Raw genomic sequence first — 23,212 nt, 5'->3', positions numbered from 1 at the left:
CGGGTCAGGCCATTCCGAGCTCGTCGTCGAGGAGGTTGAACAGCTCCTCGGCGCTGGCGGTGCTGAGGTTGCCGTCGCCCGTGGCGGCCTCGGCGGCGCCGGCCTCGGCGTACGTCCACACGGACAGCAGCTCCCGCAGCCGGGCGGCGACGGCGGTGCGGTCGGTGTCGTCGGCGGCGACCGCGCGCATGGCGGTCTCCAACTTGTTCAGCTCGCCGAGCACGGAGAGCGCGGTGGTGGTCCGCTCGGCGAGCAGCGCGGCGCGCAGGTGGGCGACCATCGCACCGGTGGTCGGCCGGTCGTAGATCAGCGTGGACGGCAGGCGCAGCCCGGTGGCGGCGGCGAGCCGGTTGCGGAACTCCACTGCGGTCAGCGAGTCGAAGCCCAGCTCGACGAAGCCCTTCTCCTCGTCGATGTCGCGGATCGAGGCGTAGCCGAGCACCGCCGCCGCGTGGGTGCGGACCAGGTCGGACAGCACCCGGTCCCGGTCCGCCTCGGGAGTGGCGGCGAGCGTGTCGCGCAGCGCCGCCGCCGCGTCGGCCGCCGGAGTCGCCGTGACCGGGGCGGTCCCGGCGGGGCGGACCAGGCCGTGCAGCAGCCGGGGCAGCGCCGGGCCGAGCCGGCCGAGCAGCCCGTGGTCCAGGCTCACCGGTACGACCACCGGGTCGCCGAGGCACAGTCCCTCGCTGAACAGCTCCATGCCCTCGGCGGCGTCCAGCGGGTGGAAGCCGGCCCGGCTCATCCGCTCCTCGTCGACGTGCCCCTGCGGTCCGCCGGACTCGCCGGGGTTGGCCCACGGTCCCCACGCCATCGAGGTGACGGCCAGCCCGCTCGCCCGACGATGGTGGGCGAGCGCGTCGAGGAAGGCGTTGGCGGCGGCGTGGTTGGCCTGGCCGGGGCCGCCGAAGAGCCCGGACGCGGAGGAGAACAGCACGAACGCGGCGAGATCGAGCTTCTCGGTCAGCTCGTGCAGGTGCCAGGCGGCGTCCACCTTCGGCCCGAGAACGGTGTCGAACCGGGCCGGGGTGAGCGCCGGCAGCACCCCGTCGTCGAGGATGCCGGCGGCGTGCACGACGCCGACCAGCGGCCGGTCGGCGGGAATCTCGTCGAGCAGCACGGCGAGGGCGTTCCGGTCGGTGACGTCGGCGGCGACGACCTGGGCGGCGGCGCCGAGCCCGGTCAGCTCGGCGACGAGGTCCGCCGCGCCGGGCGCGTCGGCTCCGCTGCGGCTGACCAGCAGCAGCCGGGGCACCCCGTGCCGGGTGACCAGGTGCCGGGCGACCAACCGTCCGATGACGCCGAACGCACCGGTGACCAGGACGGTGCCGGCGGACAGGTCGGGCGTCGGCCGGTCCTGCGGCGGCGGTCCGGTCCGGACCAGCCGGGGCGCCCGCAGTTGTCCGGCCCGGACGGCGAGCTGCGGCTCCCCGGCGGCCAGCGCTGCCGGCAGGGCGACCGCCGAGCGGGGGTCGTCGTCGAGGTCGAGCAGCACGTACCGGCCCGGGTTCTCCGACTGGGCGGAGCGGACCAGGCCCCACACCGTGGCGGCGGGCAGGTCGGCGGGCCGTTCGTCGCCGTCGACGCAGACCGCGCCCTGGGTGACGACGACGAGCCGGGCGTCCGCCAGGGGTTCCCGGGTGAGCCAGTCCTGCGCCAGGGCCAGCGTCTCGTGGCTGACCAGGTGCGCGGCGCGGGCGGGGTTGGGCTCGTCGGCGCGCCGTCCGACGCGGGTGGCGACCACCGCGTCGGGCACGGCCGCCCCGGCGGCCACGGCCGCGGTCAGGTCGTCCAGATCCTGGTAAGCCTCGATGCCCGGCCACCCCTCGGCGTCGCCGAGCACGGCGATGCGGGCGGTCCGGGCCGTTCCCGGCTCGGGGCTGACCCAGTCGAGCCGGTGCAGCGACCGGTTGGCCGTACGGCGGGCCGCGTCGAGTTGGTCGGAGCTGATCGGCCGTAGGACCAGGGCGTCGAGGGAGGCGACGGGCACACCGCCGGTGTCGGTGATGGTCGCCGCCACCGACCCCTCGGTCGCGGTGAGCCGCACCCGCAGCTCGCGGGCCCGGGTGGGGGCGACGGACAGCCCCGTCCAGGAGAACGGCAGCCCGGGCTGCGCCGCGCCGGGCCGCGACGGGGCGTCCTCGGCACGGTCGAGGGCGCTGGCGCCGATGGCGTGCAGGGCGGCGTCGAACAGCGCCGGGTGCACCGAGAACCCGGCGGCGTCGGCGGCGTCGGCGTCCAGCGCCACCTCGGCCAGGATGTCGTCGCCGTGTCGCCAGGCCGCGCGCAGCGCCCGGAAGACGGGGCCGTAGTGGTAGCCCTGTTCGGCGAGGTGGGGGTAGAGCGTGTCCAGCGGGACGGGCTCGGCGTCGGCGGGCGGCCAGGCGCCAGCCGGAGCGGTCACCGCCCGGGTGGGGGCGAGCAGGCCGGTGGCGTGCCGCTGCCACTGTCGGGCCGTCCCCAGCCGGTCGGTGCCGTCGTCGACGTACGAGTGGACGGCCACCGGACGGCAGCCGTCGCCGTCGGTCGGGCCGACGCGGACCCGCAGGTCGACGCCGCCGGTCTGCGGGACGACGAGCGGCGCCTCCAGCACCAGTTCCGCCACGTGGGCGCAGTCCACGGTCCGACCGCTCCAGGACGCCAACTCGACCAGGGCGGTGCCGGGCAGCAACACGGTGCCGAGGACGGCGTGGTCGGCCAGCCACGGATGGGTGGCCAGCGAGATCCGCCCGGTGAGCAGCAGGCCGTCGTCGCCGGGCAGGTCGGCCACGGCGCTGAGCAGCGGGTGGTCCACGGCGTCGAGGCCCACGGAGGGCAGCCCGGCCCGACCGGCCCCGCCGCGCGCCAGCCAGTACCGGTCCCGTCCGAACGGGTAGGTGGGCAGGTCGACGGTGGCTGCCGGGGTGAGGACCTTCGTCCAGTCGACGGGCAGCCCCAGCACGTGGGCCGTCGCCAGGTTCGTCAGCAGCCGCGCCGGATCGTCCTCCCCCCGACGCAGCGTGCCCAACGTGTGGCCGGTGGCCCCGGCGTCCTCCAGGATCGCGGTGACCGGCAGCGTCAACACCGGGTGTGCCGACACCTCCACGAACGTGGTGTACCCGGCCTCGACCGCCACCCGCACGGCGGCGTCGAAACGCACCGGATTCCGCAGGTTCTCGTACCAGTAGGTCCCGTCCATCACCGTCGGATCCGCCCACTCACCGGTCAGCGTCGACACCAACGGCGTATGCCCCGCCCGCGGAGCCAGGCCCGCCAGATCCGCCAACATCCGCTCCCGGACCCGCTCCACCGCCGGAGAATGCGACGCGTAGTTGAACCGGATCGGCCGAGCCCGCACCCCCTCGGCCCGGAACTCCGCCACCAGCTCCGCCACCAACTCCGGCGGACCCGAGACCACCACCGTCGCCGGCCCGTTCACCACCCCCACCACCACCTCGGGACGATCGACCAGCCGCGCGGCCACCTCCCCGGCAGGCAGATCCACCGCCGCCATCGCCCCCGTACCGGCAAGCCCCGCCAACGCACGAGCCCGCAGAATCACCGCCTTCGCCGCATCCTCCAACGACAGCACACCCGCCACACACGCCGCCGCGATCTCACCCTGCGAATGACCGATCACCAACCGGGGAACCACCCCCGCCTGCCGCCACACCTCCGCCAAAGCGACACCCACCGCGAACAGAACCGGCTGCAACACCTCCACCCGGTCCAACCACGACTCGTCCTCACCGGTCAACACCGACACGACATCCACATCCAGGAACGGCGCGAACGCCCGCTGACACTCCGCGAGACGCGCATCGAACACCGGACAACGACCGACCAGACCCGCCGCCATCCGCACCGACTGACCACCCTGCCCCGGGAACACGAACACCACCCCGGCACCGGGGTCGGAGGCCGAACCCACCACCACGTTCCCCGGAGCCGAACCCGTCGCCACGGCGTCGAGGCCGGCGAGCAGGTCGTCGGTGCCGGTCCCGACCACGGCGGCCCGGTGCTCCAGAGCGGCCCGGGTGGTGGCGAGCGACCAGGCCACGGCGGCCGGGGCGATCCCGTCGTGCTCGCGGACGTGCCGGGCGAGCCGTTCCGCCTGGTCGCGCAGTGCCACGCCCGATCGCGCGGACAGCGACCACACCAGCGGCTCCGCGTCGACCAGCCCCGTGGTGGGCAGGTCGGCGACGGGTGTGTCGGGCTCCGCCTCGTCCGCCGGCTGCTCCACGATGACGTGCGCGTTGGTGCCGGAGATTCCGAACGACGACACCGCCGCCCGGCGCGGCCGGTCCACCTCAGGCCACGGACGGTTCTCGGTCACCAGCTCCACCGCGCCGGCCGACCAGTCGATGTGCGGCGACGGAGCGTCCACGTGCAGCGTCGCCGGCACGACCCCGCGCCGCATCGCCTGCACCATCTTGATCACACCCGCCACACCGGCGGCCGCCTGCGCGTGCCCGACATTCGACTTGATCGACCCGAGCAGCAGCGGCACGTCCCGGTCCTGCCCGTACGTGGCCAACAGCGCCTGCGCCTCGATCGGGTCACCCAACGTGGTGCCCGTGCCGTGCGCCTCCACCACGTCCACGTCGACGGTCGAGAGCCGGGCGCTGGCGAGCGCCGCCCGGATGACCCGCTGCTGCGACGGACCGTTCGGCGCGGTCAACCCGTTGGACGCGCCGTCCTGGTTGACCGCGGAACCCCGCAGCACGGCGAGGACGTGGTGGCCGTTGCGCCGCGCGTCGGCGAGCCGCTCCACCAGCAGCATGCCCACGCCCTCGGACCAGCCGGTCCCGTCCGCCGACGCGGCGAACGACTTGCACCGACCGTCGCCGGCCAGGCCGCCCTGTCGGGAGAACTCGGCGAAGGTGTCCGGGGTGGCCATCACCGCGACGCCGCCGGCGAGGGCGAGGTCGCACTCGCCCCGGCGCAGCGCCTCGCCGGCCAGGTGCAGGGCCACCAGCGACGACGAGCAGGCGGTGTCCACGGTCACCGCCGGTCCCTCCAGGCCGAGGGTGTACGCCACCCGGCCGGAGATGACGCTGTGCGCCCCGCCGGTCATCAGGTAGCCCTCGGTGCCCTCCGGCACCTCGGTCAGTCCGGTCCCGTAACCGGAGGTGGACGCGCCGACGTAGACGCCGGTGCGACTGCCCTTGAGTCCGGTCGGGTCGAGCCCGGCCCGCTCCAGGACCTCCCAGGACGCCTCCAGGGTGAGCCGCTGCTGCGGGTCCATGGCCAGGGCCTCGCGCGGGGAGATACCGAAGAACGCCGGGTCGAACCCGGTCGCGTCGTACAGGAAGCCGCCGGCCGGGGCGTAGCCGCCGTCCGGGGCGGGGACGTCCCAACCCCGGTCGGTGGGGAACGGGCCGATGGCGTCAACGCCGTCGACGACCAGCCGCCAGAGCTCCTCGGGGCTGCCGGCGCCTCCGGGGTAGCGGCAGGCCATGCCGACGATCGCGATGGGCTCGTCGACGCCGGCGGTGGACGCGAGCACGGCGGGCACGGTGGTGTCCGCGCCGAACGCCGTCTCACGCAGGTGCCGGACCAGGTCGGCCGGGGTGGGGTGGTCGAAGACCAGGGTGGACGGCAGTCGCAGCCCGGTGACCTCGTTCAGCTTGGTGCGGAAGTCCACGGCGGTGAGCGAGTCGAAGCCGAGGTCCTTGAACGGCCGACCGCGCAGGTCGTCCGGGGTGGCGTGGCCGAGCACCCGGGCGGTCTGCTCGTTGACGATCCGGACCAGTTCCCGCTCCTGCTCGGCCTCGGGCAGGTCGGCCAGGGAGCGCAGCGCCTCGGTCGTGCCGGCCGGCGCGCCGGCGCTCTCGGCCTCGGCCTCGGCGAGCGCCCGCACCTGCGGCAGCCCGGACAGGAGCGGGCTGGGCCGGGTGAGGGTGAACGCCGGGTGGAAGCGGCTCCAGTCGACGTCGGCGACGGTGACGCCGGGGCCGGACCGGCGCACCGCCCGGTCCAGGGCGACCAGGGCCCGCTGTGGATCGATGGTGGGCAGGCCCATCCGGTGGAGCTGTTCGGTGGCGGTGTTCTTGGCGGCCATGCCGTCGGTGCCGCCCCACGCCGTCCAGGCCACGGCGGTGGCGGCGAGCCCTCGGTCGTGGCGGTTGGCGGCGAGCGCGTCGAGCAGCGAGTTGCCGGCTCCGTACGCGCACTGGCCGGCGCTGCCCCACGTCCCGGAGACGGACGAGAAGAGCAGGAACGCGGCGAGCGGACGGTCGGCGAGACACTCGTCGAGGTGCAGCGCGCCGAGCACCTTCCCGGCGACGACGTGGGAGAACTCGTCCAGGGTGGTGCCGGTCAGCGGGGTGAGCTGGTCGGTGCCGGCGGCGTGCACCACCACTGTCAGGTCGGGCAGCGAGTCCAGCAGCGCCGCGACGGCCGACCGGTCGGTCATGTCGCAGGCGGCGGCGGTCACCCGGCCGTCGCCGTACTCGTCGAGGAGGCCGGCCAGGCCCGGGGTGGCGGCGCCCCGGCGGCCGACGAGGACGACCCGCCGGGTGCCCCGGTCGAGCAGCCAGCGGGTGACGTGGCTGCCGAGCGCGCCCGTACCACCGGTGACCAGGACGGTGCCGTCGGCCCACCAGTCCGTGGCGGGGCGGTCCGGGGCGGCGGCCGGGGTGAGCCGGCGGCCCCAGACGCCCCCGGCGCGGACCGCGACCTGGTCCTCTCCGCTGCCGCCGGCCAGGACGGCGGCGAGCCGGCGCAGCACGGCGGCGTCGACGGTGGCCGGCAGGTCGACGAGGCCGGCCCAGCGGTGCGGTTGTTCGACGGCGGCGGCCCGGCCGAGGCCCCAGACCAGGTTCTGGAGCGGGTGGTCCACCCGGTCGGCGGGCCCGGCCTTGACCGCTCCGCTGGTCACGCACCAGACGGGCGCGTCGAGGTCGAGGTCGGCGAGCGCCTGGAGGAGCACGAGGGTGGTTGCGGCGGCGACGGTCGTGCCGGGGTGGGCGGGCAGCAGCCGGTCCTGCCCGGCGACGACGTGCAGCACCCCGCCGACCGGCCGGTCGGCGACGGCGGCCCGCAGCCGGCCGGCGAGGGCCGTCCGGTCCAGGTCGTCGGCGTCGACGCGCAGCACCGTCGGTTCGTCGCCGTCGGCGCGGAACAGGTCGACGAGGTCGTCCGCCCAGGCCGGGGCGGCGTCCACCGGCAGCACCAGCAGCCACTGCCCCGCCGGCCGGTCACCCTCGGCGACCGGCACCGGCTTCCAGGTCACCTGGTACGACCAGCCGTCGGCGACCGCGTGGTCCTGCCGGTTGCGCCGCCAGGAGGCGAGGACGGGCAGCGCGGGCAGCAGGGTCCGCACCGGGTCGTCGTCGCCGGTCGGGTCGACGCCGAGCTGGTCGCGCAGCGCGTCGACGTCGGCCTGTTCGACCGCCGACCAGAACGCGGCGTCCTCGGCGGGGACCTCGCCGGTCGGGGTGGCCGGGGGCGGCTCGGGCCAGAACCGCTCACGGCGGAACGCGTACCGGGGCAGCGGGACGCGACGCGGGTCGACGCCGGTGAAGAGGTGCCGCCAGCCGACCGGCACCCCGGCGACGTGCAGTTCGGCGAGCGCGGTGAGCAGGGACGCCGGCTCGGGGCGGTCCCGGCGCAGCAGCGCCACGGCGGCCGTCGGGTCGTCCTCGGCGCCGAGGATGTCCCTGGTCAGCGCGGTCAGCACGCCGCTCGGTCCGACCTCCAGGAAGGTGCCGACGCCGAGCGTGCGCAGCCGCTCGACGCCGTCGGCGAAGCGTACGGCCTCACGGACGTGCCGCACCCAGTATTCCGGGGTGCGGATCTCGTCGGCGTCGGCGAGCGTCCCGGTCCGGTTGGAGACGACCGGCAGGGTCGGCGCGGCCAGCTCCAGCCGGTCCACCACGGCGGCGAAGTCGGCGAGCATGGGCTCCATGAGCGGGCTGTGGAAGGCGTGGCTGACCCGCAGCCGCCGGGTGCGGACCTGCCGGTCGGCGAAGGCGCGTTCCACCTCGGCGACGGCGTCGGCGGCACCGGAGACGACCACGGCGGCGGGCCCGTTGACGGCGGCCACCCCGATCGGGCCGTCGACGCCGGTGAGGACGGCCTCCACCTCGTCCCGCCCGGCGGCGACGGAGAGCATCGCTCCACCGGCGGGCAGCTGCTGCATGAGCCGGCCCCGGGCGGCCACCAGCGCGGCGGCGTCGGGCAGGGACAGCACCCCGGCGACGTGGGCGGCGACCACCTCACCGATGGAGTGGCCCATCAGCACGTCGGGGGTGACCTGCCAGGACTCCAGCAGCCGGTACAGCGCCACCTCGACGGCGAAGAGCCCGGCCTGGGTGTAGAGGGTCTGATCGAGCAGGTCGGCCGCGTCGCTGCCCGGCTCGGCGGCGAGCACCGGCCCGAGCGGGCGGGGCAGGTGCGGGTCGAGGGCGGCGCACACCTCGGCGAGCGCGCGGGCGTAGACGGGGAACGTCGCGGCGAGTTCCCGGCCCATGGCGGGACGTTGGGCGCCCTGCCCGGAGAAGAGGAACGCGAGCTGCCCGCTCCGGGGACCGGCGCCGACGACGGATCCGGAGCCGGTGCCACCGTCGGCGAGGGCCCGCAGGTCACGCAGGAGACCGGCGCGGTCGGCGGCGAGGACGACGGCCCGGTGTTCCAGGGCCGCGCGGGTGGTGACCGAGGACCAGCCGACGTCGACCGGCCCGGCGTCGGCGGCGTCGGGGTGGGCGTCGAGCCAGTCGGCCCAGCGTCCGGCCTGGACGGTGAGACCGGCGTGGTCACGGGCGGAGAGCAGCACGGGCACGAGCCCGGCGGCCGTCACCGGGGCCGGATCGGCGGCCACCGCCGGTCCGTCGGCACCGCCGGCGTGGACGTCACCGGCCACGGTCCCGGCGTCGCCGGTGGCGGTGACCGGGGAGCCGGACGCCACCGAGGGGGCGGTGGTGGCGTCCGGGGTCTCCACCGGGGGCTCTTCGATGATCACGTGGGCGTTGGTGCCGCTCATGCCGAACGAGGAGACACCGGCGCGGCGGGGCTGCTCCCCCGCCGGCCAGGGCCGTGCCTCGGTGAGCAGCGACACCGCGCCGGCGGTCCAGTCCACGTGCGGGGTGGGCTCGTCGACGTTCAGGGTGGCCGGCAGCGTGCCGTGCCGCAGGGCCATCACCATCTTGATCACCCCGGCGACGCCAGCCGCCGCCTGGGTGTGGCCGATGTTCGACTTCACCGAACCCAGCCAGAGCGGCCGGTCGGCGGGGCGGCCCTGCCCGTACGTGGCGAGCAGGGCGGTGGCCTCGATCGGGTCGCCGAGGCTGGTGCCGGTGCCATGTGCCTCGACGGCGTCCACGTCGGCCGGGGTGAGCCGGGCGCCGGCCAGGGCCTTGAGCACGACCCGCTGCTGGGACGGCCCGTTCGGGGCGGTCAGGCCGTTCGACGCGCCGTCCTGGTTGACGGCGCTGCCGCGCACCACGGCGAGCACGGGGTGGCCGTTGCGACGGGCGTCGGTGAGGCGCTCGACGAGCAGGACGGCGACGCCCTCACCCCAGGCGGTGCCGTCGGCGGCCCCGGCGAACGCCTTGATCCGACCGTCGGCGGCGAGACCGCGCTGCCGGGAGAAGCCGACGAACGCGGCCGGGGTGGACATGACGGTGGCGCCGCCGGCCAACGCGAGGGAGCACTCGCCCTGCCGCAGGGCGTGACAGGCCAGGTGCAGCGCGACCAGCGAGGACGAGCAGGCGGTGTCGACCGAGACGGCGGGTCCCTCGATCCCCAGCACGTACGAGATCCGGCCGGAGACGACGCTGGCGGCGGTGCCGGTGAGGACGTACCCCTCGACGCCGGGCGGGGGCGCCTGGAGCAGCGCCGCGTAGTCCTGGCCGGTGGTGCTGGCGAAGACGCCCACCTGGTGGCCGCGCAGGGTCGCGGGGTCGATACCGGCGTGCTCGAACGCCTCCCAGGAGGTCTCCAGCAGCAGCCGCTGCTGCGGGTCCATGCCCAGCGCCTCGCGGGGGGAGATGCCGAAGAACCCGGCGTCGAACTCGGTGGCCGAGTCGAGGAACCCGCCCTGCCCGACGTACGAGGTGCCGGGGTGGTCGGGGTCGGGGTGGATCAGCCGTTCGAGGTCCCAGCCCCGGTCGGTGGGGAAGTCGGAGATCGCGTCGTCACCGGCGTCGACCAGCCGCCAGAGGTCCTCGGGCGAGCGCACGCCACCGGGAAACCGGCAACCGATGCCGACGATGGCGATGGGCTCCCGGTGCGCCGCCTCCAACTCACCGAGCTTCCGCTTCGTCTGGTGGAGATCCGCGGTAACCCATTTAAGGTATTCCCGGAGAGTGTCCTCAGTCGCCATCAGTGCCACCTTTTCGAGCCGAAAGAATCAGGCGACCCAATACCATCGACCGACGCCTCGACCGTGTCACCACAGCCAATTCAGCCCGACCACGAATTGCAGATAATCAACAGCGTCGAAGCGCCGACCACGCCCTACTTACCGGAGGAAGGTATTGGTCGGCCGGTGACGGTCACAACCCCTAGGCTGCCCCTACGGCCGCCCCTAACGCAGACGGCCGTCGGACCGTCCCCAGGCTGGCCGGGGGCGGCCCGACCGGGGGTCGTCGCGGCGGCTGCGCGGAGCGGGTCGCGGTGGCCGTGACAGCCACCGCGACCCGCTCGGCCGACGCCTGCCGACAATGCCCGGCGACGGCTCAGAAAACGCCGCCGACATTGCCGCCGGGACCGCCGAGCTCCCGGTGGATGAAATCGAACAACTCGGCGTCGCTGGCCCCGTCGAGGGTGGGTGCCGCCGGAGCCTCGGCCGGGGTGGCCCGGTCGTCGCCCCAGCGGGCGAGGAATGCCTGCATCTGCACCAGCAACTTCTGCCGGGTCAACGGATCCGGTGCGCTGGCGGCGAACAGGCCGTCCAGTTTCTCCAGTTCCGACAGCAGGCCGGCGGTGGCGGCGCCCCCGTCCTCCACCAGCAGCGTGCGCAGGTGGCGGGCGAGCGCCAGCGGGGTCGGATAGTCGAACACCACGCTGGCCGGCAGGGTGACCCCGGTGGCCGCCCGGAGCCGGTTGCGCAACTCCACCGCGGTCATCGAGTCGAACCCGACCTCCCGGAACGCGCGGGCCGGGCCGAGGTCTCCGGTGCCGGGGTGGCCGAGCACCGCCGCGGCCTGGGTGGACACCAGCTCGACCAGGACGCTGTCCCGTTCCGCGTCCGACAGGGGCCGGAGCCGCTCGCGCAACGCCTCCGCCGCCCCGTCGTCCGCCGGTTCGCCGCCGTGCAGGTCGCGCAGCGCGTCCCGGGCCTCGGGGATCTCGGCGAACAGCGGCCGGGCCCGCACCGCGGCGAGCGCTGGCACGAACCGGTCCCACCGCACGTCGGCGACCACCACCTGGGTGCCGTCGACGGCGGCCTGCCGCAGCGCGGCGGTGGCCAGGTCCGGCGCCATGCCGGGCAGGCCGCGCCGGCTCAGCTGCTCCAGGTCGGCGTCGGTGAGACCGTCGGCCCAGGGCCCGAACGCCACCGACGTCGCCGGCGACCCGGCCTGCCGCCGGTTGGCCGCGATGACCTGGAGGAGGGCGTCACCGGCCGCCTGGCCGGCCCGCCCGCCCGAGCCCCACACACCGGAGGTGGAGGAGCAGAGCACCAGCGCCCCGAGGGTCTGGTTCTCCGGTTCGTCGGCGTAGCGGGGGATGTCACCGACGGTGGCGACCAGGTCGGCGGCGAGGCCCGCGAGGGTCAGTTCCACCAGCGGTACGGTGCCGGTGTCCGCCGGCACGTGCAGCAGCGCGGTCACCGGGCGACCGTCGGCGGCGAGCTGTTCCATCCGATCGGTCAATTTCCGGCCGGCCGGCTGGTCCAGCGGCACCACGGCCACGCCCTGCCGTTCCAGCCAGCCGGTGGCGTGCCGGGCGAGGACGCCCGCCCCGCCGGTGACCAGGACGGTGCCCTGCGGCGTCCACCCACCGCCCGTACCACCGGTCGGGCCGGCGTCGCGGACCAGCCGCCGGGCGTACGCACCCGAGGCGCGGACCGCGAGCTGGTCCTCCTCCTCGACGTTGGTGAGCGCGGCGACCAGCGCGGCGCCGAGGTCTCCGGTGACCGTGCCGGGCAGGTCGACGAGGCCGCCCACGTGCCGGGGGTGTTCCAGGGTCGCGGTCAGGCCGAGGCCCCAACTGGTGGCCTGCCACGGCCGGCTGGCCGGCTCGTCGTCGGTGGCGACCGCACCGGTCGTGGCGAGCCACAGCGGAACCGGCGTGTCGACCTCCCGGCCGACGTGCGCCTGGAGCAGCAGCAGGTTCGCCGCGAGCCCGGACGGCAGGGCGTCCTGGCCCGGGTGCGGCGCCTCGTCCAGGGCGAGCAGGGAGAGCAGCCCGGTCGGCTGGTGCTCCGCGCACGCCCGGGCCAGGTCGGCGGCGAGCCCGTCCCGGTCGGCGGTGGACGGGTCCACCGTCAGCAGGTGCACGGTGGCCCCACCGGCGCGCAGCGCGTCGGCGATCGTCCCGGCCGCCGGCCGGCGCGGAGCGACGACCAGCCAGGTGCCCGGTTGGCCGGCGGTGAGCCGCTGGGGCCGCCAGGTCACCCGGTACCGCCAGCCGCCGATCGTGCCGTCGGTGTGCTGCCGGCGTCGCCACGAGTCCAGCTCCGGCAGCAGGTCCTTCAGCGGCTGGTTGGCGTCGATGCCGAGCCGGTCCAGATCGCCGTCGGTGACCGCCCGCCAGAACTCGGTGTCGGCCGGATCGGTGCCGCCGGTCAGCGGCCTGGTGAGGGTGGGCCAGTAGCGCTGCGGCTGGAACGCGTACGTGGGCAGTTCCGGCAGGTCACGCGGGGCGGGCCGGGGGCCGGCGAGCGGCGTCAGCGCCGCCGCCCAGTCGACGTCCCGGCCGCCGGCGTACCGGGTGGCCACGGCGGTGAGCAGCGCCGTCACCTCCGGCACACCGGTGCGCTGGGTCGCCAGGGTGGTGGCGTCGCCGGGCAGCAGGTCCGCGTTCATGGCGGTGAGCACGGCACCCGGGCCGACCTCGACGAACGTGTCGACGCCCGCCTCCCGCAGGGCTCGCACCCCGTCGGCGTACCGGACCGCCTCGCGGACGTGCCGCACCCAGTAGTCCGGCGTGCGCAGGTCGTCGGCGTCGGCGAGCGCGCCGGTCAGGTTCGACACCACCGGCATCAACGGCGCGGCGAAGCTCAACCCCGCCAGCACCGACCGGAACTCGTCCAGCATCGGCTCCATCAACGGACTGTGGAACGCGTGACTCACCGTCAACCGGCGGGTCCGTACCCCACGCCCCCGCCAGACCGCCTCGACCTCGTCCAACGCCTCTTCCGCGCCGGACACCACGACCGCCGACGGGCCGTTCACGGCGGCGACCCCCACCCGGTCGGTCAGACCGACCAGCGACTCCACCACCGCCTCCTCGGACGCGGCCACCGCCAGCATCCCGCCACCAGCCGGCAACGCCTGCATCAACCGGCCCCGCGCCGCCACCAGGGCACACGCGTCCGCCAGCGACAACACCCCGGCGACGTACGCGGCCGTGATCTCACCGACCGAATGACCACCCACGAAGTCCGGCACGATCCCGAACGACTCCACCAGACGGAACAACGCCACCTCGACCGCGAACAACCCGGCCTGCGTGAACACCGTCTGATCCAACAACGCCGCCTCAGGCGTGCCCGCCTCGGCGAACAGCACCGGCTTCAACGGCTGCGGCACCAGCGGGCCAAGCTGGGCACACACCTCATCCAAGGCACCCGCGAACACCGGGAACGCCTCGGACAGCTCCCGACCCATCCCGGCACGCTGCGCACCCTGACCCGAGAAGAGGACGGCGGTGCCGCCCGTCGTGGCCGGGAGGGCCGGGACGAGCGCGGGGTGCTCACCGCCGGTGGCGAGGGCACGCAGCGCCGTCAGCCGGGTCTCCGGGTCGGCGGCGACGACCACCGCCCGCTGGGCCAGGTGGGCCCGCCCCTCGACCAGGGCCCAGGCCACCGCCGGATCGTCGGGCCGGTCCCCCGCCCCGCGGCCGGGGTCGCCGAGCCGCCGGGCCAACCGGTCGGCCTGGTCCCGGAGTCCGGCCGCCGTCGCGGCGGAGACCGGCCACGGCAGCACCCCGACGCCGGTCGCCGACCGCTCGGCGGTGTCCGTGGTCGCGGGCCGGTCGGCCCCGTCGACCGTCGACGGTCCGTCGACCGGCTCGGCGGGATCCACGGCCGGTGCCTGTTCGAGGATCACGTGGGCGTTGGTGCCGCTGATGCCGAACGACGAGACGCCGGCCCGGCGGGGATGTCCGTCGGCGTCCCACGGGCGCGCCTCGGTGAGCAGCGCCAGCGGGCCCGACGCCCAGTCCACGTGCGGGGACGGCTCGTCGACGTGCAGGGTCGCCGGGAGCGTCCCGTGCCGCAGCGCGAGCACCATCTTGATCAGGCTGGCCACGCCCGCCGCGGCCTGGGTGTGGCCGATGTTCGACTTCACCGAGCCCAGCCAGAGCGGCCGGTCGGCGGGGCGGCCCGGCCCGTACGCGGCCATCAGCGCCTGTGCCTCGATGGGGTCACCGAGGGTGGTGCCGGTGCCGTGCGCCTCGATGGCGTCGATGTCGCCCGGGTTCAGCCCGGCGTTGGCGAGGGCGTGCCGGATGACGCGCTGCTGCGCCGGCCCGTTCGGGGCGGTCAGCCCGTTGGACGCGCCGTCCTGGTTGACGGCGCTGCCCCGCACCACGGCGAGGACGCGCCGGCCCTCCCGTTGCGCGTCGGAGAGCCGTTGCAGCAGCAGGACGCCGACGCCCTCACCCCAGCCGGTGCCGTCGGCGCTCGCGGCGAACGCCTTGACCCGCCCGTCGGCGGCCAGACCGCGCTGCCGGGAGAACTCCAGGAACGCCCCCGGCGTCGACATCACGGTCACCCCGCCGGCCAGGGCGAGGTCGCACTCGCCGGAGCGCAGCGCCTGGGCGGCCAGGTGCAGCGCGACCAGCGACGAGGAACACGCGGTGTCCACGGTGACCGCCGGGCCGTGCAGCCCGAACGAGTACGCCAGCCGGCCGGAGACCACCGACGCGCCGTTGCCGGTGGCCTGGTAGCCCTCCACCTCGGACCGGGCACCCAGCAGCAGGGTCGCGTAGTCCTGCCCGTTGGTGCCCATGAACACGCCGGTGGCGGAGCCCCGGACCCGCTGCGGGTCGACACCGGCCCGCTCGAACGCCTCCCAGGTGGTGTGCAGCAACAACCGCTGCTGCGGATCCATCGCGAGGGCCTCCCGGGGGTTGATCCCGAAGAACGCCGCGTCGAAGTCGGCCACGTCGTCGAGGAAGGCCCCGCTGCGGGCATAGCTGGTGCCCACCCGCTCCGGGTCGGAGTCGAAGAGGGTGTCGAGGTCCCAGCCCCGGTCGGTGGGCATCGGCGTCACCGCGTCCACCCCGTCGACCAGCAACTGCCACAACTCCTGCGGGGACGACACCCCGCCGGGGAAGCGGCAGGCCATCGAGACGATGGCGATCGGCTCGTCGACTGCCGGCCGGACCACGGCCACACCGGCCGCCGGCCCGTCGCCGACCACACCGGCCACCAGTTCGGTACGGAGGAAGCGGGCCAGTTCCGCCGCCGACGGGTGGTCGAAGACCACGGTCGACGGCAGGGTCACGCCGGTGGCCCGGCCCAGCCGGTCGCGCAGCTGCACGGCGGCGAGGGAGTCGAAGCCGAGTTCGCGGAAGGCCCGCCCGGCCGGCACCTGGTCGGCGGAGCGGTGACCGAGTACCGCCGCCGCCTCCGCGCGGACCAGATCGACCAGGAGGGTCTCCTGCCCGGTGGCCGGCAGCGCGGCGAGTCGGATCCGCAGCTCCTCGGTGGCGGCGTCGGCCTCCGGCCGTTCCGGTTCCACCGCGACGGCCGGGGCGACCCGGTCGAAGAGCTGGCTCGGCCGGGCCGCGGTGAACGCCGCGACGAACCGGGACCAGTCCACGTCGGCGACGACCGGCGCCGCCTCGGGGGCGTTCACCCAGCGGCCCAGCGCCGCGACGGCGGTGTCGGGCGCGAGCGGGGTGAAGCCCCGGCGGCGCAGACCCTCGGCGGTCTCCCCGGCGGCCATGCCTTCGGCCGCCCACGGTCCGTAGGCGAGGGCGGTGGCGGGGAGGCCGGCCGCCCGTCGGGTGGCGACGAGGGCGTCGAGCAGGGCGTTCCCGGCCGCGTAGCCGGCCTGCCCGCCGCCGCCCCAGACCCCGGCCACCGAGGAGAAGACGACGAACGCGTCGAGGTCCCGGTCGCGGCACGCGGTGTCCAGGTGCAGGGCGCCGAGCACCTTGCCGGCCAGCGTCGCCGACAGGTCGACGTCGGTCAGCTCGTACGCCGGGGTGGTCCCGCCGGACGCGCCGGCGGTGTGCACCACGGCGGTCAGCGCCGGCAGCCCGGCGACCAGCTCGGTGACCGACTCGGCGTCGGCGACGTCGCAGGCGACCACCCGCACGGTGCCGTGCGGGGCCAACTCGTCGACCAGCTCGACCGCGCCCGGGGCGTCGGGACCACGCCGGGAGGCGAGCACCACCTCGGCGGCGCCGTTGGCCAGCAGCCAGCGGGCCACCCGTCGGCCCAGCGCACCCGTACCACCGGTGACCAGCACGGTGCCCGAGGGCTGCCAGCCCGTTCCGGCCGGCGGCGCGGCCGGGACCAGTCGGCGACCGAAGACACCGTTGCGGCGGACGGCCACCTGGTCCATGGTGCCGTCGGCGAGCACCGCGACGAGCGCGGCGCGGGTGGTCCGGTCGGCGCGGGCCGGCAGGTCGACCAGACCGCCCCAGCGGTCCGGCTGCTCCAGGGCGACGGCACGGCCGAGGCCCCAGGTCAGTGCCGCCCAGGGGTCGCCGGCCTGTCCACCCGGTTCGACCGGCATGGCGGCCCGGCTGAGCGCCCACACCCGGCCCGGCAGGCCGGTGTCGGTCAGCGCCTGGACGAGGGTGAGCAGCACCGCCGTGCCGGCGGGTACGCCCGGCGCGTGCGGGAGCGACCGGTCCTGCCGGGGCAGGACGCACAGCACGCCCGCCCAGCCGTCGGCACCGGTGCGGCGCAGCCGCTCGCCCAGTTCCGACCGACCGAGAGTCGGCGCGACGGTCAGGGTGTCGACCCGCGCACCGGCCCCGGTGAGCGTCTTCGCGACGCCCGCGTCGGTTTCCGCGCCGACGGTGACCACGAGCCACCGCCCGGACAGCCCGGCCGCCGGGACCGGTCGTACCGGCTCCCAGCCGATCCGGTACGACCAGCCGTCCAGGCTGGTGTCCCGGGTCCGGGCCTGACGCCAGGAGCTGAGCGCGGGCAGGGCCGGGGCGAGGGCGTCCACCGCGTCCGCCCCGAGCTGCTCGGCAAGGCCGCTGAGGTCGCCACGCTCCACCGCCGCCCAGAACTCGGCGTCCCCGGCGTCGGCGACGGCTCCCTGCGGCCGGTCCACTGGCGCGGGCCAGTACCGCTGGTGCTGGAACGCGTACGTCGGCAGGTCCACCCGCCGCGCGTCGGCTCCGGTGAACCACTGCGGCCAGGTCACGGTCACACCGTTGACGTGCAACTCACCCAGAGCCGCCAGCAGCGCCGACACCTCCGGCCGGTCCCGCCGCTGTGCCGCCACCGCGAGGACATCCCCGTCACCCGGCAGCACATCGCCGGCCATCGCCGTCAGCACACTCTGCGGCCCGACCTCCACGAGCGTGTCGACCCCGGCGGCGCGCAACGCGGTGACCCCGTCGGCGAACCGGACCGCCGACCGCACGTGCCGCACCCAGTAGTCCGGCGTGCGCAACTCGTCGGCGTCGGCGAGCGCGCCGGTCAGGTTCGAGACCACCGGCACCAACGGCGCCCGGAACGTCAAAGCCTCCAGAACTGCCCGGAACTCGTCGAGCATCGGCTCCATCAACGGACTGTGGAACGCATGACTCACCGCCAACCGACGCGTCCGCGCACCCCGGTCCCGCCAGACGCGCTCCACCTCCTCCAACACCTCGACCGCGCCGGACACGACGACCGCTTCCGGACCATTGACGGCAGCGATCCCGACCCGGTCGGTCAGCCCCTCGATCGAGGCCGCCACCTCGGCCTCCGGCGCGGCGACCGCCAGCATCCCGCCACCAGCCGGCAACGCCTGCATCAACCGACCCCGCGCCGCCACCAGGGCACACGCGTCCGCCAGCGACAACACACCGGCCACATACGCGGCCGTGATCTCACCGACCGAATGACCACCCACGAAGTCGGGAACGATCCCGAACGACTCCACCAGACGGAACAACGCCACCTCGACCGCGAACAACCCGGCCTGCGTGAACACCGTCTGATCCAACAACGCCGCCTCAGGCGTGCCCGCCTCGGCGAACAACACCGGCTTCAACAGCTGCGGCAGAGCCGCGTCGAGATGCGTGCACACCTCGTCCAACGCACCCGCGAACACCGGGAACGCCTCGGACAACTCCCGACCCATCCCGGCACGCTGCGCACCCTGACCCGAGAACAGCAACGCCACCCGACCACGAACCGCAGCCGTGCCGGCGACCACCGCACCCGAGGGCTCGCCCGCCGCCAACGCCCGCAACGAGACGAGCAGGTCGTCCCGGCCGGTGACGGCGAGCAGGGCGCGGTGCTCCAGAGCCGGACGCGTGGTCACCGACGACCAACCCACGTCCACCGGACGCAGCCCTTCGTCGGCGGCGAGCCAACGGGCCCAACGGTCCGCCTGCCCCGTCAGAGCTGCCGCCGACCGCGCCGACACCAGCACCGGCACGAGCGCATCGGGCAGGGTCCGGTCGACGATCTCGCCCTCGACCACCGCCACCGGCGGCTGCTCGATGATCACGTGCGCGTTGGTGCCGGAGATGCCGAACGACGACACCGCCGCCCGACGCGGCCGACCGGTCTCCGGCCACGGCGTCGGCGCAGTCGCCAGGGTGACCGCTCCGGCCGACCAGTCCACGTGTGGCGACGGCTCGTCCACGTGCAGCGTCGGTGGGACAAGACCGTGCCGCATGGCGAGGACCATCTTGATGATGCCCGCCACACCGGCGGCGGCCTGCGTGTGACCGATGTTCGACTTGATCGACCCGAGCAGCAGCGGACGGTCGTCCGGCCGGTCCTGCCCGTACGTGGCCAGCAACGCCTGCGCCTCGATCGGATCACCCAACGTGGTGCCGGTGCCGTGCGCCTCCACCGCGTCCACATCGGCGGTGGTCAGGCGGGCGTTCGCCAGGGCCTGCCGGATCACCCGCTGCTGGGAAGGGCCGTTCGGCGCGGTCAAACCATTCGACGCACCATCCTGGTTCACGGCGCTGCCCCGCAGAACAGCCAGGATCTTGTGTCCCCGCCGCTGCGCGTCGGAAAGCCGCTCCACCAGCAGCATGCCGACACCCTCACCCCAACCGGTGCCGTCCGCTCCCCCGGCGAACGCCTTGCACCGACCGTCCGGGGCGAGACCCCGCTGCCGGGAGAACTCGATGAACGTCCCCGGCGTCGCCATCACCGTCACACCACCGGCCAGGGCCAGATCACACTCCCCGGACCGCAGTGCCTGCGCCGCCAGGTGCAGGGCGACAAGCGACGACGAACACGCCGTGTCCACGGTGACCGCCGGCCCCTCCAGACCGAACGTGTACGCCACCCGACCCGACAACACACTGCCCGACGTGCCCGTGCCGAGGTAACCCTCCACCTCGGCCGGCAGGTCCACCAGGCGCGTCGCCCAGTCGTGGTACATCACGCCCGCGAACACGCCGGTACGGCTGCCCCGCAGTCGGTGCGGGTCGAGGCCGGCGGACTCGAACGTCTCCCACGATGCCTCCAGCAGCAACCGCTGCTGCGGGTCCATCGCGAGGGCCTCGCGCGGCGAGATCCCGAAGAACGCCGGATCGAACTCGGCCGCCCCGTACAGGAAGCCACCCTGCCGGGCGTACGAGGTGCCGCTGCTGTTCGGATCCGGGTCGAACAGCGACTCCAGGTCCCAGCCTCGGTCCGCGGGGAACTCGCCCACCCCGTCCCCACCGGTGGCCAGCAGCTCCCAGAGCTGGTCGGGGCTGTCCACCCCACCCGGGTAGCGGCAGGCCATCCCGACGATCGCGATCGGCTCGTCGGCAGCAGCGGAGGCGACCACCTCCGTACGGGCACCCACCATCCCGGTGAGCTGCTCGTACACGTACCCCGCGAGAGCCGCCGGCGTCGGATAGTCGAACACCAACGTCGACCCCAACCGCAGACCCGTCGCCCCGTTCACCCGGTTCCGCAGATCCACCGCCGTCAACGAATCAAACCCGAGCTCACGGAACGCCCGATCCGCCGGCACCGACTCCGCACCACCATGCCCCAACACCTGCGCCACCAGGCCACGCACCAACACGTCAACCTGGGCACGGGCCTCGTCCTCGGTAAGTCCGGTGAGCCGTGCGGCCCATGCGCCAGCGCCCTGTCCCGCCTGGCGGCGGCTGACGGTCGTGCCGAGCAGCGTGCGGAGCATCGTGGGTACGGCGTCACCGGAGGCGGCCCGCATCGCCGGTACGTCGACGACCACCGGCACCAGGACGGCCGGTCCAGCCGTGAGGGCGGCGTCGAACAGTTCCAGACCGGTCTCGGCGCTCATCGGCGGGAGACCGGCGCGGGCCGACCGGGCGCGGTCGCCGTCAGCGATCGACGCGGCCATGCCGTCGGTGTCCCACATCCCCCACGCCAACGACACCGCCGGCAGCCCCAGCTCACGCCGGAACACCGCGAGACCGTCCAGGAACGCGTTACCCGCCGCATACGCCGCCTGCCCCGGCGACCCCAACACCCCCGCAACCGACGAGAACACCACGAACAGGTCCAGACCCAGACCCGCCGTCACCTCGTGCAGATACCAACCCGCATCCACCTTCGGCGCCAACACACCCGCCAACCGACCAGCAGAAAGCCCCTCAACCACCCCGTCGTCCAGCACACCCGCCGTATGCACCACACCCGACAACCGACCACTGCCGGTGAGTTGATCCACCAGGTCACGTACGGCGTTCCGGTCGGTGACGTCGCACGCGACCAACCGCGCCGACGCGCCCAGGGCCGACAGCCGCTCCACCAGCGCGTCCGCGCCCGACGCGGCCGGCCCCTGCCGGGACACCAACACCAACGACCGCACCCCGTACGCCACCACCAGATGCTCCGCCACCAGCGCACCCAGAGCACCCGTACCACCGGTCACCAGCACCGTGCCGTCACCGACCAGCGACGGTTCCGAAGCCACCGGCGCGGAGGCCCGCACCATGCGGGGAACGAACACCTCGCCCGTACGGATCGCCACCTGGCCACCCGACGCGCCGCCGGCCGCCCACCCGAGCAGGCCCCGCAGGTCCGTGTCCGCATCCGCGTCGACGTCGACCAGCACGACCCGGCCCGGGTGTTCCGACTGCGCCGACCGCAGCAGACCCCACACCGCCGCACCCGCCAGGTCGGTCACCCGATCACCCGACCGAACCGCCACCGCACCCCGCGTCACCACGACCAACTTCGAGTCCGCCAGCGCCCCGGCCGCCAACCACGCCTGCACCGTCGCCAGCACGTCGGCCGTCAACGCCCGCACCGAGGCAGGCACGTCGGTGTCGGTCTCGGAGTCGGCGAGGAGCGGCAGCAGCAGTGTCTCCGGCGTGGCACCGGCCTCGACGGCGGTCAGCACCGACGCCACGTCCGGGTACGCCGGCACCGCCCAGCGGGCGGCCAGGTCAGCGTGACTGCTCCCGGGCCCGGTCAACAGCACCATGCCGGACGCCTGCGGGTTCAGGACCGCCTGCTCGACCTGCCAGCGCACCTCGAACAGCGAGCGGGCCGCCGCGCTCGGGGCGGCCGGGCCGGTCAGTTCACGCAGCACGAGGGAGTCGACCGACACCACCGGAGCGCCCGCCTCGTCGCAGGCGACCAGACGCACCCCGGAACCCGACCGGGACAACCGCACCCGCAGCAACCCCGCACCCGAGGCGTGCACCTGCACACCCTCGAACGCGAACGGGATGCGCGGAGCGGTGCCAGCCTCCGCGTCGAGCAGGCCGATCGCGTGCAGCGCCGCGTCGAGCAGCGCCGGGTGCACCCCGAACCCGGAGACGTCCGCCGACTCCTCGGGGAGCGCGACCTCGGCGTAGACTGCGCCGTCGCCGGTCCACGCACGTCGCAGGCCCTGGAAGACCGGCCCGTACGCCAGGCCGTGCCCGGCCAGCGCCCCGTACCAGCCCGCCACGTCCACCTCGGACGCACCGGCCGGCGGCCACGCACCGACCACCGGCTCGTCAACCGACACCGGCTCCAGCACACCGTCCGCGTGCCGGACCCAACCCGCCTCGGTGTCGTCGTCCTGGCGGGAGTAGATGGTCACGGCACGCTGTGACGAGCCGGCAGCGCCGTCCACCCGCACCTGGATCCGCACGCCTCCCGTCTGGGGGACGGTCAGCGGCGTGGCCACGGTCAGCTCCCGGAGCCGGGACAGGCCCACCTCGTCGCCCGCCCGCACGGCCAGCTCGACGAGGGCGGTGCCCGGCACCAACGTCACGCCGGCGACCGCGTGGTCCGCCAGCCAGGGGTGCGTGGTCAGCGAGAGTCGGCCGGTCAGCACCACCTCGTCGTCGCCGGCCAGGTCGACGGCCGCGCCGAGCAGTGGGTGCTCGGCGTCGCCCAGTCCCGCACCGGACACGTTCCCGACTCGCGGCCGGCCCGTCGCGGGCCAGTACCGCTGGTGTTGGAACGCATACGTCGGCAGGTCCACCCGTCGCGCGCCGGCCCCGGTGAACCACTGCGGCCAGGTCACGGCCACCCCGTTGACGTGCAGCTCGGCCAGGGCGGTCAGCAGTGCGGACACCTCCGGCCGGTCCCGCCGCTGAGCGGCGACGGCGAGCACGCCCCCGTCACCCGGGAGCACGTCAGCGGCCATCGCGGTCAGCACACTCTGCGGCCCGACCTCCAGGAACGTGTCCACCCCGGCAACCCGCAACGCGGTGATCCCGTCGGCGAACCGGACCGCCTCCCGCACATGCCGCACCCAGTAGTCCGGCGTACGCAACTCGTCGGCGTCGGCGAGCACGCCGGTCAGGTTCGACACCACCGGCACCAACGGCGCGGCAAAGCTCAACCCCGCCAACACCGACCGGAACTCGTCCAGCATCGGCTCCATCAACGGACTGTGGAACGCATGGCTCACCGTCAGGCGACGGGTCCGGACGCCGCGCTCCCGCCAGGCCGCGTCCAGGTCGTCCAGCGCCTCGACCGCACCGGAGACGACCACGG

At 74.9% G+C, this 23,212-nt stretch carries 2 protein-coding genes; both read right to left on the bottom strand.

Annotated elements, in window-relative coordinates; genetic code table 11:
* Positions 1-4 precede the first annotated feature (4 nt).
* Positions 5-10,303 carry a type I polyketide synthase gene (locus QSK20_RS30795; protein WP_285792133.1) on the bottom strand — a complete coding sequence of 3,433 codons (10,299 nt, stop codon included), beginning with the start codon at positions 10,301-10,303 and terminating at the stop codon, positions 5-7.
* A gap of 355 nt (positions 10,304-10,658) precedes the next feature.
* Positions 10,659-23,212, bottom strand: a 12,554-nt coding sequence (locus QSK20_RS30790) for a type I polyketide synthase (protein ID WP_285792132.1), incomplete at its 5' end; no start/stop codon positions are given.

The sequence above is a fragment of the Micromonospora sp. NBRC 101691 genome (assembly GCF_030269285.1).
Taxonomy (GTDB): Bacteria; Actinomycetota; Actinomycetes; order Mycobacteriales; family Micromonosporaceae; genus Micromonospora; species Micromonospora echinospora.
This window is presented reverse-complemented; position numbering and strand designations above follow the sequence as displayed.